The 14,789-nt window shown below is 67.8% G+C and carries 15 protein-coding genes; 7 read left to right on the top strand and 8 right to left on the bottom strand.

The annotated features are described in order from the left end of the window. Positions 1-587: DUF4277 domain-containing protein (locus F6Q13_RS11305; RefSeq protein ID WP_293056345.1), on the bottom strand; the 587-nt coding region annotated here is incomplete at its 3' end. A gap of 825 nt (positions 588-1,412) precedes the next feature. Here F6Q13_RS11305 and F6Q13_RS11300 point away from each other — a divergent pair. Further along, positions 1,413-3,350 (top strand): acyl-CoA dehydrogenase family protein, encoded by a 1,938-nt coding sequence (locus F6Q13_RS11300; RefSeq protein WP_293056344.1) that lies wholly within the window; start codon positions 1,413-1,415, stop codon positions 3,348-3,350. Between the two features lie 7 nt (positions 3,351-3,357). On the opposite strand, the gene F6Q13_RS11295 is transcribed toward F6Q13_RS11300, so the two are convergent. Further along, a complete protein-coding gene (locus tag F6Q13_RS11295) occupies positions 3,358-3,852 on the bottom strand; it encodes a DUF2771 domain-containing protein (RefSeq protein WP_293056342.1) in 495 nt (164 codons plus the stop codon). Continuing rightward, a complete protein-coding gene (locus F6Q13_RS11290; RefSeq protein ID WP_293056349.1) occupies positions 3,849-5,438 on the bottom strand; it encodes an MFS transporter in 1,590 nt (529 codons plus the stop codon). The genes F6Q13_RS11295 and F6Q13_RS11290 overlap by 4 nt, the downstream gene beginning before the upstream one ends. 130 nt (positions 5,439-5,568) lie before the next feature. Here F6Q13_RS11290 and F6Q13_RS11285 point away from each other — a divergent pair, with 130 nt between their 5' ends. Then, complete coding sequence (locus F6Q13_RS11285; RefSeq protein ID WP_293056341.1) at positions 5,569-6,375, top strand: DUF3027 domain-containing protein; 807 nt, start codon at positions 5,569-5,571, stop codon at positions 6,373-6,375. On the opposite strand, the gene F6Q13_RS11280 is transcribed toward F6Q13_RS11285, so the two are convergent. Both F6Q13_RS11280 and F6Q13_RS11275 read right to left on the bottom strand, forming a co-directional pair. Then, the gene (locus F6Q13_RS11280) at positions 6,372-6,827 is read right to left on the bottom strand and encodes an SRPBCC family protein (protein ID WP_293056340.1); all 456 of its coding nucleotides are present in this window, start codon (positions 6,825-6,827) and stop codon (positions 6,372-6,374) included. The genes F6Q13_RS11285 and F6Q13_RS11280 overlap by 4 nt on opposite strands. A 30-nt stretch (positions 6,828-6,857) precedes the next feature. Beyond that, positions 6,858-7,139: a DUF2530 domain-containing protein gene (locus F6Q13_RS11275; protein WP_293056339.1), complete on the bottom strand. Its 282-nt coding sequence runs from the start codon at positions 7,137-7,139 to the stop codon at positions 6,858-6,860. A gap of 74 nt (positions 7,140-7,213) precedes the next feature. On the opposite strand from F6Q13_RS11275, the gene F6Q13_RS11270 reads away from it, so the two are divergent. The 3 genes from F6Q13_RS11270 to F6Q13_RS11260 are packed head-to-tail and all read left to right on the top strand — an operon-like array spanning position 7,214 to position 8,740. Then, positions 7,214-7,651, top strand: a complete 438-nt coding sequence (locus tag F6Q13_RS11270; protein WP_293056337.1) for a MarR family winged helix-turn-helix transcriptional regulator — start codon at positions 7,214-7,216, stop codon at positions 7,649-7,651. Further along, the gene (locus F6Q13_RS11265; RefSeq protein WP_293056336.1) at positions 7,644-8,465 is read left to right on the top strand and encodes an RNA methyltransferase; all 822 of its coding nucleotides are present in this window, start codon (positions 7,644-7,646) and stop codon (positions 8,463-8,465) included. Before F6Q13_RS11270 ends, F6Q13_RS11265 begins: the two co-directional genes overlap by 8 nt. Continuing rightward, positions 8,462-8,740: a DUF2537 domain-containing protein gene (locus F6Q13_RS11260; RefSeq protein WP_293056334.1), complete on the top strand. Its 279-nt coding sequence runs from the start codon at positions 8,462-8,464 to the stop codon at positions 8,738-8,740. The genes F6Q13_RS11265 and F6Q13_RS11260 overlap by 4 nt, the downstream gene beginning before the upstream one ends. Before the next feature lie 15 nt (positions 8,741-8,755). On the opposite strand, the gene sepH is transcribed toward F6Q13_RS11260, so the two are convergent. Together sepH and serC are read right to left on the bottom strand one after the other, a co-directional pair. Next, entirely contained in the window at positions 8,756-9,541 is a 786-nt protein-coding gene (sepH, locus tag F6Q13_RS11255; protein ID WP_293056333.1) for a septation protein SepH, read from the bottom strand. Between the two features lie 83 nt (positions 9,542-9,624). After that, positions 9,625-10,743, bottom strand: coding sequence for a phosphoserine transaminase (gene serC, locus F6Q13_RS11250; protein ID WP_293056332.1), 1,119 nt, complete (start codon positions 10,741-10,743; stop codon positions 9,625-9,627). Positions 10,744-10,914: 171 nt separating this feature from the next. Here serC and F6Q13_RS11245 point away from each other — a divergent pair, with 171 nt between their 5' ends. Both F6Q13_RS11245 and F6Q13_RS11240 read left to right on the top strand, forming a co-directional pair. Then, on the top strand, positions 10,915-11,937 hold the full coding sequence (locus F6Q13_RS11245) for a diiron oxygenase (RefSeq protein ID WP_293056347.1): 1,023 nt from the start codon (positions 10,915-10,917) through the stop codon (positions 11,935-11,937). A gap of 14 nt (positions 11,938-11,951) precedes the next feature. Further along, a complete protein-coding gene (locus tag F6Q13_RS11240) occupies positions 11,952-13,643 on the top strand; it encodes an FAD-dependent oxidoreductase (protein ID WP_293056331.1) in 1,692 nt (563 codons plus the stop codon). On the opposite strand, the gene F6Q13_RS11235 is transcribed toward F6Q13_RS11240, so the two are convergent. Next, complete coding sequence (locus F6Q13_RS11235) at positions 13,626-14,762, bottom strand: citrate synthase 2 (RefSeq protein ID WP_293056329.1); 1,137 nt, start codon at positions 14,760-14,762, stop codon at positions 13,626-13,628. The two genes, F6Q13_RS11240 and F6Q13_RS11235, sit on opposite strands and share 18 nt — an antisense overlap. Positions 14,763-14,789: the final 27 nt, after the last annotated feature.

Below are 14,789 nucleotides of genomic sequence, written 5' to 3'. Positions count from 1 at the left end.
TGCACATCCGACGTGGGCTCGCCCGCGCGGTCGCCGCAGCCCCGCTCGCCCGCGGCCGCCTGGGCCGCGGCGGCCAGGGCCAGCTCGCCGCGGATCTGTTCGGCCACCGGGGCCAGCGCCTCCAACGCCCGGCCGAGCCGGTCGTCGTTGAGCAATCCCGCTGGCACGCCGAACAGTTCGGCCATCGCCGCGCTGGATGCCCAGCCCGCGACGTCATACAGCGGTGCTGGCCCGCACAGCCGGTTGGCCACCAGCGCGGCGATCACTTCCCCGTGGGTCAGCATGGCCCGTCCCCGCATCGGGGCCGCCGAGTCGACCAGCTCCACCAACCCCAGCCGGGCCAGGTAATGCGCCACCAGCAGCAGTGGCCCGACGTGACGGCGGGTGCCAGCCGGTGGCGGATCCAGCCGGGCGAAGGAGGCTGCCAGCTGCTCAAGTTGGCCCGACGCCTTGAGTTGGTCCTCGCGGCCCAGCGTGCGGAGCACACGATGGCGCACCCGGCCGTGCTCATCCCGGTAGGCTTCAACCAGCCGCAGATACACGTAGCGCTTGCCGCCCTTGACGATGGCGTGGCGCTTAACGTACATGCCGGACCCATCCAGTGACCTCGTAGTTGGTCCTACACTACCGCGATCAGCAGTGCATTACAAGCATGTAATTCAGTGAGCCTCGGCCGCCGCTGAGGGAGACAGTTTGGCCCTACATGATCAAGCCGCGCACCGATCTCGTCAGCGCGACTAACCATCGGTATCAGCATCAAATATCAACCACCACAATGGATTACCGCACACACCCAAGCACCGAAGCTCGCCAGCAAATCAGGCCCTACGCTCGACCAGTGCGGAAAACGGGCCTAGCTCACGTGGGTGCGTGGGTCGGTGACACCCTGGTTGGGGTGACGGGTGAAGTCGGTGCGGCTCAGTGGCTCGTTGGACCCGGATCAGACGATCAGCCCAATCGCCCGCCAGCTCGGGCGTCGGAGGAACAAGTCTGCATCCAGGGTATCGAGGCTGCGCCCACAGCGCTGCAGAACGCGATTTCGTCGCCCTCAGGATGAAGCCTGATCCGGTTCGGGCAGCGCCGGGTCGGCGCGAACTGCACGCTGGTAAGGGACGAACGTGGTTGCTGTGCCGTCTTTGTGCTGGCGGGTTTCGACATGGCGCAGCAGATGCGCGCGAGGACAGTGCTGACAGCTCAGCGCAACGCCCCGTGGAACGAGGGCCGCAGTGGCCCGAGTGCGGTGGCCACCGCGAGCCCATCCGGCGACTTCGACCCACCCGGTGGCACATGGCATAGTATGTGCCCACCATCACACGGTCTTTGCGGTGGTTGACGAGGGTGTAGCGGCCTGGCCTTGCGGGGAACACTGGTAGCGCAAGCCTTGACGAGTCGGACGAGCCAGGAGGTGCACGGTGGCGCAACAGGTAGAGGTTAGCGAGGAGCAGGCCAGAGCTGTCGCCGAGGAGTCTCGCGAAAGCGGTTGGGACAAGCCGTCCTTTGCCAAGGAGCTGTTTCTGGGCCGCTTTCCGTTAGACCTGATCCATCCATTCCCCCGGCCCAGCGACGAGGAGGAGGCCCGCACCGACGCCTTCCTTGCCAAATTACGCGAATTCCTTAGCACGGTCGACGGCAGTGTCATCGAACGCGATGCGCAGATTCCCGATGAATACGTGAAAGGCCTTGCCGAGCTGGGTTGTTTCGGCATGAAGATCCCCACGGAGTACGGCGGCCTGAACATGTCTCAGGTCGCCTACAACCGGGCCCTGGTGATGGTCGCGACGGTGCACCCGAGCCTGGGGGCTCTGCTGTCGGCCCATCAGTCGATCGGGGTTCCGGAGCCGCTCAAACTCGCCGGGACCGAAGCGCAGAAGCGTAAATTCCTGCCGCGGTGCGCCGCGGGCGGGATTTCGGCGTTCCTGCTTACCGAGCCCGACGTCGGCTCTGATCCGGCACGGCTGGCATCGACCGCGACGCCGATCGAGGGTGGAGCAGCCTACCAGCTCGACGGTGTCAAGTTGTGGACAACTAACGGTGTGGTCGCCGATCTGCTGGTAGTGATGGCCCGCATCCCCAAGAGCGCGGGTCATCGCGGCGGGATCAGCGCATTTGTCGTCGAAGCCGATTCGCCCGGTATCACCGTGGAGCATCGCAACAAGTTCATGGGGTTGCGGGGCATCGAAAACGGGGTCACCCGGCTGGATCGGGTCCGCGTTCCGCGCGAGAACCTGATCGGCCGCGAAGGTGACGGCCTCAAGATCGCGCTGACCACACTTAATGCCGGACGGCTGGCCATCCCCGCGATGACCGCTGGAGCCGTCAAATGGTCGCTGAAGATCGCCCGGGAGTGGTCGGGCGAACGGGTCCAGTGGGGGAAACCGATCGGCGAGCATGCCGCCGTCGCCGCGAAGATCTCGTTCATCGCCGCAACCACCTACGCGCTGGAGGCGGTGCTCGAACTTTCCGGTCGGATGGCCGACGAGGGCCGCAACGACATTCGGATCGAGGCGGCGCTGGCCAAGCTGTGGTCCAGCGAAATGTCGTGTCTGATCGCCGACGAGTTGCTGCAGATCCGCGGTGGACGTGGCTATGAGTGTGCCGAGTCGTTGGCCGCGCGCGGTGAGCGTGCGGTGCCGGTGGAGCAGTTGCTGCGCGATCTGCGGATCAACCGCATCTTCGAAGGGTCCAGTGAAATCATGCGGCTGCTGATCGCTCGCGAGGCGGTCGACGCGCACTTGACTGCGGCCGGGGAGCTGGCCAACCCGAGAGCCGAGCTGCGCCAGAAGGCCAAGGCGGCGGTCAATGCCAGCGGGTTCTACGCAAAGTGGTTGCCGAAGCTGGTGGTCGGTGAAGGACACCTGCCGACGACCTATCGTGATTTCGGCGCGCTGGCGAAGCATCTGCGTTTTGTCGAACGCTGCGCGCGCAGGCTCGCCCGCAACACCTTCTACGGGATGGCGCGGTGGCAAGCCGCTCTGGAGCAAAAGCAAGGATTCCTCGGACGCGTGGTCGACATCGGTGCGGAGCTGTTCGCGATGGCGGCCTCGTGTGTCCGCGCCGAAGCCCAGCGTGTCGCGGATCCCGTCGAAGGCGAACAAGCCTACGAGCTGGCCGATGCTTTCTGCCGGCAGGCGACCCTGCGGGTCGAGGAACTCTTCCGCGCGTTGTGGACCAACACCGACGGCACCGACGCCCGGCTGGCACGCGAGGTGCTGCGCGGTCGCTACACCTGGCTGGAGGAGGGAATCCTGGACCAATCGGAGGGCACCGGGCCGTGGATTGCGCATTGGGAACCGGGCCCGTCCACCCAGGAGAACGTGGCGCGGCGCTTCCTGACCGTGCCGGGATCGTGACGGCGCATCAGGGCGCCCACACCGTGCGCACCGACCACTCCGCGTGCGGGACATCGTGCAGTTCGCCGGCCGGGTCGACAACCAAGGTCAGCAACTGCACGACGATCCCGGTCAGCCGCCCGCGCACAGCGTCGACGGTGGCGATGGTGACCGCCAGCCGGGAGCCCGGCCGAAACATGGTGACCGTGGCGTCGTCGGGATCCTGGTACACCCGCAGCAGCCGCCAGGGCGCCCGTCCGATCGCCGTCGACACCGACAGCTGCACGGGGTCTTGCGCGTCGACCGGCAACTCGCCCTGCGCGTGCGGCGCCTGACACTTGGTGAGATCGAGCACGTTGCAGTACAGGTACGGGCCCACCCGGGTCAGATGTCCGTGCGAATAGGCGCTGATTTCGGGTCGGGAGTGTCCGTGCCCGCGCACGCCCAGCCAGGTGCCCAATCCGGCCGCCGTCGAAGTCACCACCACCAGGGCGGTGACCAGCACGGCGACGTGCCGTCTCACTCTGGCGCCGCCGTCGCGGCGGTTGCGCCGCGACGGCCACCTTCCCGCTCGACCATGACGGGCCGGTTGCCGCCCAGGCCGGGAATCAGCGAGTCACCGCGGAAACTGACGACCGTCTGGGCCAGGCCGAGTATCAGCAGCGCGCTGACCACGCTGAACCCGATCCACAGCTCGGTGTACACCAGCACCCCCAGCGCGCCGCCGAGTACCCAGGCCAGTTGCAGCGTGGACTCCGAGCGACCGAACGCCGACGCGCGGGACGCCTCAGGCAAGTCGTCTTGCAGCGAGGCGTCCAGTGAGGCCTTTGCGATCGCGCTGGACCCGGCGGTGACCAGCGTCGCGATCGCGGCCACCAGCAGGCTGCCGGTCACCGCGACGGCCAGCGCGGCGGCGGTGACCGCCACTGTGCAGCTCACCACCAGCTCCGCGGGCTTGCCCAACGCCAATCGGGCAGCCGCGAAGTTGCCGGCGAAGTTGCCGATGCCGGCCGCCGCCCCGATCAGTCCCAACATGCCCAGTTGCACCCAGCCGCTGGCGTCGTGCGCCTTGGCCACAAAGGCCGGGTACAAGAACAAAAACCCCACCATGACCTTGATCGTGCAGTTGCCCCATAACGCGGTGATGATGTTGCGGCCCAGCGGTTGTCGAAGCGTTGCGCCGGCCCGTTGAACGTGTTCGGGCCAACTGCGGCGCGCTGGACTGTAGCGATAGCTCAACGTGGTGGGGACCTCGCCCTCGGTGACCTCCACCCAGCGCGGAATGCGCATCGAAAGCGCAGTGCCGGCCAGGGTGACAGCGACGACGACGAACAGCGCACCGGGCAATGCGAAGAGCCGGGTGAACACATACTCGACGCCCGCCGCGATGCCGCCGCCGACCATGGTGCCGCCCAACAGTCCGAACACGGTCAGTCGGGAGTTGACCCGCACCAGGTCGATGCTCGGCGGCATCACTCGGGGGGTCACCGCGCTGCGCAGCACCGAAAACGATTTCGAGAGCACCATCATGGCCAGTGCGCACGGGTACAGCACCCACGACGGAAAGCTGCCGGTTGCGCCGTCGTAGTTGGCGATCAGCACCACGGCCAGCCCCGTGCGCAGCGCGAACGAGGTCGCCAGCGCCACGCGCCGGCCGTGCTGCAGCCGATCCAGCGCCGGACCGATCAGCGGGGCGACCACGGCGAACGGCGCGATCGTAATCAGCAGATACAGCGCGACCCGGTCCTTGCTCTCACCGGTCGCTGCGGCGAAGAACAGCGTGTTGGCCAGCGCGACGGCCATCGCGGAGTCGACGGCAAAATTCGCTACCACCGGCCAGGTCAGTGCCGTCAGCCCGGACTTGTCGGCGCCGTCGGCAGTGGCAGCGCGTTGAACCAACCCGTACATCCGCGAGCCCATTTCGCGGCTGCGCTGAGCGGCCGCGCGGGTCACGGTGATCCGATCTCCGCCGGTGCCGCGGACCGGCTCACGCCGGTCGCCGGTGTCCTGACGAGGTTGCAGCGGGGGCAGGTAACGGTTGGCGCTGGGCATTGGCGGCGGACGGTGCGGACGGCGATAGCCCGGATCGCCGGGTGGGTAGTTGGCCATCCCGGGGTGCCGGGTCGGGTGATCGCGTCGTTGTCCGGCCACGAAACAATTCTTGCCCATGTTGGCCGTCCGGGCCCGCAGGCGACCGGTGTGGCCGGTCGCCGGGCTGCTACGGCAATATTGAAGACGTATGGAAACACCAGGCAGCACCACCGGACCTACCGCGGCCGCGGCGGCGGCAGACATGCCCGGATGGCCGCAGGAGTTGGCGGCGCTCCTCACCGGCGCCGTCGAGCAGGCCCGGGCGGCTATCACCGAGTTCAGCGGTGCCGACACGGTCGGTGACTATCTCGGTGTCGGCTATGAGGACTCCACCGCTGCCACCCATCGGTTCCTGGCCCACCTGCCCGGCTACCACGGCTGGCAATGGGCGGTCGTGGTGGCCGCCTACCCGGGCGCCGACCGTGTCACGATCAGTGAGGTGGTGCTGGTACCCGGGCCGACGGCGCTGCTGGCGCCGGAGTGGGTGCCCTGGGATCAGCGGATCCGACCCGGCGACCTGGGGCCCGGTGATCTGTTGGCGCCGCCGGCCGACGATCCGCGCCTGGTGCCCGCTTACCTGGCCAGCGGCGACCCTCAGGTCGACGAGATCGCCGCCGAGATCGGGCTGGGACGGCGGCAGGTGATGAGCGCCCTGGGCCGCTCTGCGGCGGCGCAACGCTGGCACAGCGGTGACTACGGTCCTGATTCGCCGATGGCCCGGTCGACCAAACGGGTGTGCCGCGATTGCGGTTTCTATCTGCCGCTGGCCGGTTCGCTGGGCGTGATGTTCGGGGTGTGCGGCAACGAGCTGTCCGCCGACGGGCACGTAGTCGACGCCGAGTACGGCTGCGGCGCGCACTCCGACACTCCCGCTGCGCCGAGCAGCGGTACGCCGGCATACGACCCCTACGATGACGGGCTGCTCGACGTTACCGAGAAACCGGCGGACACTTAACCGTTCTCGGCGGCCGATTTGATCTTGGCCAGGGAGGCGTTCATTCCGTCGAGCATTTCGCGGTCAAAGCTGTCCGCCCCGCCCAGCAGCGTGTTGGCCGTCAGGGTCGAGATCGCCTTGACGCCGTTCTCGGCGTGTCGAGTTTCGACCAGCCGGGTGCCCTCGGGAATCGGCTGCAACTCATAGCTCCACACCGCGCCGTTGAGGGGAATCTTGAACGCCAGCTTCTGCTGCGGGATGACCTCGGTCAGGGTCGATGTCGTGGGCCAGAACAGCAACCCGCGCCGGTTCAGGTTGAGGGTTCGGGTGCCTGGGCGCACCGGGCCGAGTGGCTTCATCCAGCGGCACTGCGGGCTCCACTCCGGCATCCGGCGGAGGTCAGACACCAACTCCCAGACTTTGGTCACCGGTGCCTTGATATCGATCTGTGCTTGCAAGAGCGGTGCTGCCATCGACCAATCCTTCCTTGTGGATAGCGGTAATCATCCCTTCGGGGCCGGATCACTTTGCGACTCGAGCCCGATCTGAGCTCCCCGCGCGCCGCGGCGCGCGGCATGACGTTGCCAGCGGAAAATGCCGGTGCCCAGCATGCCGACTCCCAGCCCGGCCACTGTCACCGGTCGCCAACCGTCCAGGTGCGGCACGGTGAACGCAACCAATGCGGCCACCAGCCACGCCAGCGCGCCGACGGCGATGACCGGCCACACCTGCAGCAGCGGTGTGGGCAGCGGCGGCGGCTGCGGGGTTTGCTCCGGGTCAAGCATCGCTTCCACGGTAGCCCAGCCCGCATCAGCGATTTCCTCCTAACGGTCCGACATTGTGTCGTAACGTTCGCGCTGTGACCGACCCCGATACCCGACTGGCCAGCGACCTGTCCTTGGCGGTCATGCGGCTGGCCCGGCAGCTACGCTTCCGCCGCTCCCTGTCGCCGGTGTCGTTGTCGCAGCTCTCCGCCCTGTCGACGTTGTCCAAAGAGGGCCCGATGACACCGGGTGCACTGGCCGTCCGGGAACGGGTTCGCCCACCGTCGATGACGCGGGTGATCGCCTCGCTGGCCGATCTGGGCTTTGTCGACCGCACGGCGCACCCCGACGATGGCAGGCAGGTGTTGGTTTCGGTGTCCGGTGCCGGCGCCGAACTGCTGGAAGCCGAGCGCCGGGCGAGTCAGGAATGGCTCACCGAGCGGCTTGGGTGCCTGGCGCACGCCGACCGTGAGACCCTGCGCGAGGCCGCCGATCTGATCTTGTTTCTCGTCGACGAAGGCCCACGTGGATGAGGTGATCGTCTGCGACGTCACCGATCCCAACGATCCGCGCGTCGACGACTTTCGCAACCTCAACAGTGTCGATCAACGCCCCGACCTGCCGACCGGCCGCGGCCTGGTCATCGCCGAAGGCGTGCTGGTGGTGCAACGGATGCTGGCGTCGCGGTTCAGACCGCTGGCACTTTTCGGCACCGACCGCCGGCTTAGCGAGCTCCGGGCGGATCTGGCCGGTAGCGACGCGCCGTACTACCGGGCTTCCGCCGAGGTCATGGCTCAGGTGGTGGGCTTTCACCTGAACCGGGGAGTCCTCGCCGCGGCGCGCCGAGCGCCGGAGCCGACACTGGCGGGGGTGCTCGCCGGCGCGCGCACGGTCGCGCTGGTCGAGGGCGTCAATGACCACGAGAATGTGGGCTCGATCTTTCGCAACGCTGCCGGGCTTGGCGTTGACTCGGTGGTGCTCGGCAGCGGTTGTGCCGACCCCTTGTACCGGCGCGCTGTGCGGGTGTCGATGGGACACGTGCTGTTGGTCCCCTACGCGCGGGCACGCCACTGGCCGGCTGACCTGGATACGTTGCGGCAGAAAGGGTTTCGATTGCTAGCGATGACACCCGACCGCGAAGCGGCGATGTTGTCGGCGGCGATGGCGGCGGTGCGGGACGAACGCGTGGCGGTACTGGTAGGCGCCGAGGGGTCCGGGCTGAGCCATGCCGCGATGCAGGCCAGCGACCTGCGGGTACGCATACCGATGTCGGGTGGCACCGACTCGCTCAACGTCGCCACCGCGGCGGCGCTGGCCTTCTACGAGCGAGTTAGGCTCGCCCAATGAAGGACGAATCAACGCCTTGGGCAAGGGGTTTAACGGTAGCCGCCTTCGTCGCTGCGGTCACCGCGGTCGCGGTCGCGGTGTTGAGTCTGGGATTGGTCCGGGTGCACCCCTTGCTGGCCGTCGGGCTCAACCTGGTGGCGGCCGGCGGATTGGCGCCGACATTGTGGGGATGGCGGCACACCCCGGTGTTGCGCTGGTTTGTCGCAGGCTTGGGAGCCGGCGTGGCTGCCGCGTGGGTGGTGTTGCTGGTGCTGGCGGCTCGGGCAACCGGCTAGCGCCGGGGCCGGAGGTCAGCGCTGAACTCCGGAGCGCACACCCAGGAGCACATCCTCCCACGCCGGCACCGGCGGCTTCTTGGCGCGGCGGGTCCGCACCGGTTCGCCGGGACTTTCCTGACTGGGGCTTTCCGACGGCGCAGGATCGACTTCGGGCGCGTCGAATTCCAGCTGGGCGACGGGCGCCACCGGCCGCAGCGGACGGTCGAAGTCGGGGTCGATCAGCTCACTTGCCGCGTCGTCCACGGCGGTGACCGTCCCGCCGTGCGCGCCCGGGGTGAAGCGGAAGTGCGCCAGGTTCTCGGAGCACCCGGCTCGCCAGGCCAGCTGCACCGTCCAGCGGCCGTCCTCGTTACGCCAGGCATCCCAGGTGGTGTTGTCCGGGTTGAGCCCCCGCGACAGCAGCGCCGCGGTGACGGTCTCCAGCAACGTCGGCACCGCAGGACCGTCGGCCAGCACCGGATGTGCCGCCGCTGCCAGCTCGGCAGCCCGCGAGCGCTCCAGCAGCACCGGGTGAGCGAACCGTTCAACCCATCGAATGTCCACACCGGCTGCCGCGGCGACCTGCTCGACAGAGGCCCCGGCGCGGATGCGGGCCTGGATTTCCTTGGGTCGCAGGGCGCTGCTGGCTTCTGACTCGTGGGTTTGCATCCCTCGAGCCCCGTCACCAAGCACAGCGGCCCGCAGCCGCTCGTCGGCGCGCAGCCTGAACGTGTCGGCCGGCGTCGCGGTCGGGTCCAGGCCCTGGCAGATGATGTGTTTGCCGTCGACGTCGAGGCCGACAACCTTGAGTTCGCGCATGACATCTCCTCGCAGGCCTGTCAGGTGCGCACTTTAGTGCAGCCAACCGCTTGCGCCGCGGTGACACGCGGGTCGGCGACAGTTCAGAGTCTTTCGACCACCCAGTCGATGCAGGCGGTGAGCGCGCTGACGTCGTCGGGTTCGATCGCGGGGAACATGCCAACCCGCAGCTGATTGCGGCCGAGTTTGCGGTAGGGCTCGGTGTCGACGATCCCGTTACTGCGCAGCGCCGCGGCGACGGCTGAGGCGGCCACGTCCTCGGCGAAGTCGATCGTGCCCACCACCTGGGACCGCAGCCGGGGTTCGGCGACGAATGGCGTGGTGTAAGGGCGCTGCTGCGCCCAGCTGTAGAGCCGTTGCGACGAATCGGCAGTTCGCTTGACCGCCCATTCCAGCCCGCCGTTGTCCAACAGCCACTCGAGCTGTTCGGCCAACAGCACCAGCGTGGCGATCGCCGGGGTGTTGTAGGTCTGGTTTTTAAGGCTGTTCTCCACCGCGATCGGCAGCGACAGAAAATCGGGCACCCAGCGCCCGGAGGCGGCAATCGCCTCGATGCGCGCCAACGCCGCAGGGCTCAGGATCGCCAGCCACAAACCGCCGTCGCCGGCGAAGTTCTTCTGTGGCGAGAAGTAGTAGGCGTCGGTCTCGGTGATGTCGATCGGCAGGCCGCCGGCGCCGGACGTGGCATCGATGACGACCAGCGCCTCTCCGGATCCGGGCGGACGGCGCACCGGCACCGCCACCCCGGTCGAGGTCTCGTTGTGGGCCCAGGCGACCACGTCGGCGGACGGGTCACTCTGCGGCTCCGGTGCGCTGCCGGGATCGGTCTCGACGACGATCGGATCGCCGACGAACGGGTTCTTGGCTACCGCTTTGGCGAACTTCGAACTGAACTCGCCGTACGACAGGTGCAGCGACCGCTTGTCGATCAGCCCGAACGCTGCGGCGTCCCAGAACGCGGTCGCACCGCCGTTACCCAGGACGACCTCGTAGCCGTCGGGAACCGAGAAGTAATCCCGCAGCCCGCTGCGCACCCGCCCGACCAGATCTTTCACCGGCGCCTGCCGGTGCGAGGTCCCGAACAGCCCCGCGGCGGTGGTGGTCAGCGCCGCCAGCTGTTCCGGTCGGACCTTCGACGGGCCGCATCCGAAACGGCCGTCGCCGGGTTTGATGCTGTCGGGAATCCTGAGCGCCTCAGCCATGGCCCCCAGGTTAGTGAGCGTGCGGCTGTGACTGGAAGCACAGCCGTTCGGTGGCACAGCTTTGCCCCACAGGGGCGGGGTTGGGCCTGGAAAGTTGGCGATACCTACGGTACTGTGTACTTCACTCGTCCCAATGCGAACCTCAGGGGGAGACCCGGCATGGCTCAGAAGATTGCTCGGACGAAAATGGTGCAGCGGTGGCGCCGCAACATGGATGTCCAAGACGACATCGAGTACGTCGAGATGCTGCGCACCCTGTCCGAAGGGTCGGTGCGGCGTAACTTCAACCCCTACACCGACATCGACTGGGAATCCGACGAGTACGCCGTCACCGCGAACGACCCGCGCTGGATCCTTCCGCAGACCGATCCGCTGGGCCGGCATCCCTGGTACCGGGCGCAGTCGCAGGAGCGGCAGATCCAGATCGGCATGTGGCGGCAGGCCAACGTGGCCAAAGTCGGCCTGCACTTCGAAAACATCCTGATCCGGGGCCTGATGGAGTATGCGTTCTGGGTGCCCAACGGGTCACCGGAATACCGCTACTGCCTGCATGAGGCGGTCGAAGAGTGCAACCACACCATGATGTTTCAGGAGATGGTGAACCGCATCGGCGCCGACGTGCCCGGGCTGCCGCGGCTACTGAAGTGGCTGCAGCCACTGATTCCGCTCCTGGCCGGACCGCTGCCGATCCCGTTCTGGTTCGGGATTCTTGCCGGTGAGGAACCGATCGACCACACCCAGAAGAACGTGCTGCGCGAAGGGAAGACGCTGCACCCGATCATGGAGCGGGTGATGGCCATCCACGTGGCCGAGGAGGCGCGCCACATCTCGTTTGCGCACGAGTACCTGCGCAGACGGGTGCCGCGCCTGCCGCGCCGCCAGAAATTCTGGCTATCGCTGACCGTCCCGGTGACCATGCGGATTCTGTGCTCGGCCATCGTGGTGCCGCCGAAGGCGTTCTGGCGCGAATTCGACATTCCGCGGCAGGTGCGCAAAGACGTTTTCTTCGGTTCGCCGGAGTCGCGGCAAATGCTGCGCGACATGTTCGGCGACGTGCGGATGCTCTGCGCCGACACCGGATTGATGAATCCGGCCGCCAAGATGATCTGGCGGATCTGCAAGATCAACGGCAAACCGTCGCGCTACCGCAGCGAACCGCAGCGTCGGCCTCTCGCCGCGGCCCCGGCCGCCTGAGAACGACCCGGCCTGTGCCGCACGTTATCACCCAGTCGTGCTGCAACGACGGGTCCTGCGTTTTCGCTTGCCCGGTGAACTGCATTCACCCCACGCCGGACGAGCCGGGCTTCGCCACCGCCGAGATGCTCTACATCGACCCGGGGGCATGCGTGGACTGCGGGGCTTGCGTGACTGCATGCCCGGTGGGCGCGATCGCGCCCGATACCCGGCTGGCGCCCGAGCAGCTGCCGTTCGTCGAGATCAACGCCTCGTTCTACCCCGCCCGGCCCGCCGGGGTGAAGCTGCCGCCGACATCGAAGCTGGCCCCGGTGCTGCCCGCTGCCCAGGTCCGCGCTCGCAAGCCCCCGCTGACCGTGGCGATCGTGGGCTCGGGGCCGGCGGCGATGTATGCCGCCGACGAGTTACTCACCCAGCCGGGGGTGCGGGTCAACGTGTTCGAGAAGCTGCCGACGCCCTACGGGTTGGTGCGCGCGGGAGTGGCGCCCGATCACCAGCACACCAAACGTGTGACCCGGTTGTTCGACACAGTGGCCGATCATCGCGGCTTTCACTTTTTTCTCAACGTGGAGATCGGCAAGCACCTGAGCCACGCCGATCTGCTGTTGCACCATCACGCCGTAATCTATGCGGTCGGCGCGCCGGCTGACCGCCGGCTCGACATCGACGGCGCCGACCTGCCCGGCAGCCTGACCGCCACCGAGGTCGTCGCCTGGATCAACGGGCACCCCGATTTCACCGGACTGCCGGTGGATCTGAGTCACGAACGGGTCGTGATCATCGGCAACGGCAATGTGGCCTTGGACGTGGCCCGGGTTCTCACGGCCGACCCCGACGTCCTGGCCCGCACCGACATCGCCGATCACGCACTGGCCGCGCTGCGGTCGTCGCGGGTCCGGGAAGTGGTGGTCGCCGCCCGCCGCGGCCCGCTTCACTCGGCCTTCACCCTGCCCGAGCTGATCGGGCTGACCGCGGACGCTGATGTGGTGCTCGACCCGGACGACCACCAACGGGTGCGGCGAGACCTGGAGACGGGGCCCGATCTTTTGACCCGGCAGAAGCTAGAGATCCTCGGCAAACTCAAAAACAGCTCCGCGCCGGCTCAGCGGCCCCGCATCCGGCTGGCATATCTGCTGACCCCGCGGCGGTTGATCGGCACCGACCGCGTCACCGGGATCGAATTCGGTGTGACCGGGACCGGACACGCGCGCCGAATCGACGCGGGCCTGGTGCTCAGTTCGATCGGCTACCGGGGCAAGCGCATACCCGACCTGCCCTTCGACGAAACCGCCGCAGTCGTGCCCAACGACGGGGGTCGGGTCATCGAGCCGGACATCGGACGACCGGTGCCCGGCGCCTATGTGGCGGGGTGGATCAAGCGCGGGCCCACCGGGTTCATCGGCACCAACAAGTCCTGTTCCCTGCAAACCGTGCAGGCCCTGGTCGACGATTTCAACGACGGGCTGCTGGCCGACCCGGTTGCCGGACCTCGCGCCCTGTCCAGGTTGGTGTATGCGCGCCAGCCCGACGTCGTCGACGCGGCCGGCTGGCACGCTATCGACGCCGCAGAACGCGCGCGGGGGATCAGCGATGAGCGGCCGCGGGACAAGTTCACCTCGATCGCCGACATGCTTGCGACCGCGGGGACCGCGCCGCGGCCGTCGATGCGGCGCCGGCTGGTCGACCGGCTACGCGAATTGGCCTAGCCGGGCCGTGCCGAGCAGCTCCCAGCCTTCGACGGATTCGGGGCTGCGCGGCCCGGGCCCGACGTAGATCGCCGACGGGCGAACCAGCTTGCCCAGCTTTTTCTGCTCGAGAATGTGGGCGCACCATCCGGCGGTGCGGCCGCAGGTGAACATCGCCGGCATCATCTTGGCCGGCACCCGGGCGAAGTCCAGAATCACCGCGGCCCAGAACTCGACGTTGGTTTCGATGGCCCGGTCCGGGCGTCGCTCGTGCAGCTCGGACAACGCCGCCTGCTCCAGGGCCATGGCCACCTCGTAGCGCGGCGCTTCCAGCCTTTTGGCGGTCGCCCGCAACACCCGCGCCCGGGGATCTTCGGCCCGGTAGACGCGATGACCGAAGCCCATCAGTTTCTCGCCGCGATCGAGAATGCCTTTGACCAAGCCGCGCGCGTCCCCGGTGCGTTCGACTTCTTCGAGCATCGGCAGCACCCGGGCCGGCGCGCCGCCGTGCAATGGGCCGCTCATCGCGCCGATCGCCCCGGACAGCGCCGCCGCGACATCGGCACCGGTCGAAGCGATCACCCGTGCGGTGAACGTCGACGCGTTCATCCCGTGCTCGGCTGCCGACACCCAGTACGCGTCGACCGCCTCGATGTGCCGAGGATCGGGCTCGCCCTGCCATCGGGTCATGAAACGAGCTGTCACCGTGGGGCATTCGTCGATGATCCGCTGCGGTACGGCAGGTTGATAGATGCCGCGCGCCGATTGGGCGACGTAAGACAGCGCCATGACCGATGCGCGCGCCAGTTGCTCGCGGGCGGTGGCGTCGTCGATGTCGAGCAGCGGCTGGTAGCCCCAGATCGGGGCCAGCATCGCCAGACCGGCTTGCACGTCGACCCGCACATCGCCGCTGTGGATCGGCAGCGGGAACGGCTCGGCGGGCGGCAGGCCATGGCCGAACTTGCCGTCGACCAGCAACGCCCACACATCGCCGAAAGTGACCTGTCGGCCGACCAGATCCTCGATGTCCACGCCCCGGTAGCGCAAAGCGCCGCCGTCCTTGTCCGGTTCGGCGATCTCGGTGGTGAAAGCCACCACGCCGTCGAGGCCGGGGACGAAATTCTGCGGGACCACAGTCATGAGGGGATTGTCGCACGCGGGTCCGGG

The organism is Mycobacterium sp. (genome assembly GCF_008709575.1).
GTDB lineage: Bacteria > Actinomycetota > Actinomycetes > Mycobacteriales > Mycobacteriaceae > Mycobacterium.
Note: the sequence above shows the minus strand (reverse complement) of the source record. Positions and strands in the feature narration are given on the sequence as shown.

Excerpts from the sequence above, each read along its gene's own strand:
- sepH (WP_293056333.1), bottom strand. The coding sequence starts at position 9,541 with ATGCGCGAACTCAAGGTTGTCGGCCTCGACGTCGACGGCAAACACATC.
- F6Q13_RS11235 (WP_293056329.1), bottom strand. The coding sequence starts at position 14,762 with ATGACTGTGGTCCCGCAGAATTTCGTCCCCGGCCTCGACGGCGTGGTG.
- F6Q13_RS11260 (WP_293056334.1), top strand. The coding sequence starts at position 8,462 with ATGAAGGACGAATCAACGCCTTGGGCAAGGGGTTTAACGGTAGCCGCC.
- serC (WP_293056332.1), bottom strand. The coding sequence starts at position 10,743 with ATGGCTGAGGCGCTCAGGATTCCCGACAGCATCAAACCCGGCGACGGC.
- F6Q13_RS11290 (WP_293056349.1), bottom strand. The coding sequence starts at position 5,438 with ATGGCCAACTACCCACCCGGCGATCCGGGCTATCGCCGTCCGCACCGT.
- F6Q13_RS11275 (WP_293056339.1), bottom strand. The coding sequence starts at position 7,139 with ATGCTTGACCCGGAGCAAACCCCGCAGCCGCCGCCGCTGCCCACACCG.
- F6Q13_RS11280 (WP_293056340.1), bottom strand. The coding sequence starts at position 6,827 with ATGGCAGCACCGCTCTTGCAAGCACAGATCGATATCAAGGCACCGGTG.
- F6Q13_RS11285 (WP_293056341.1), top strand. The coding sequence starts at position 5,569 with ATGGAAACACCAGGCAGCACCACCGGACCTACCGCGGCCGCGGCGGCG.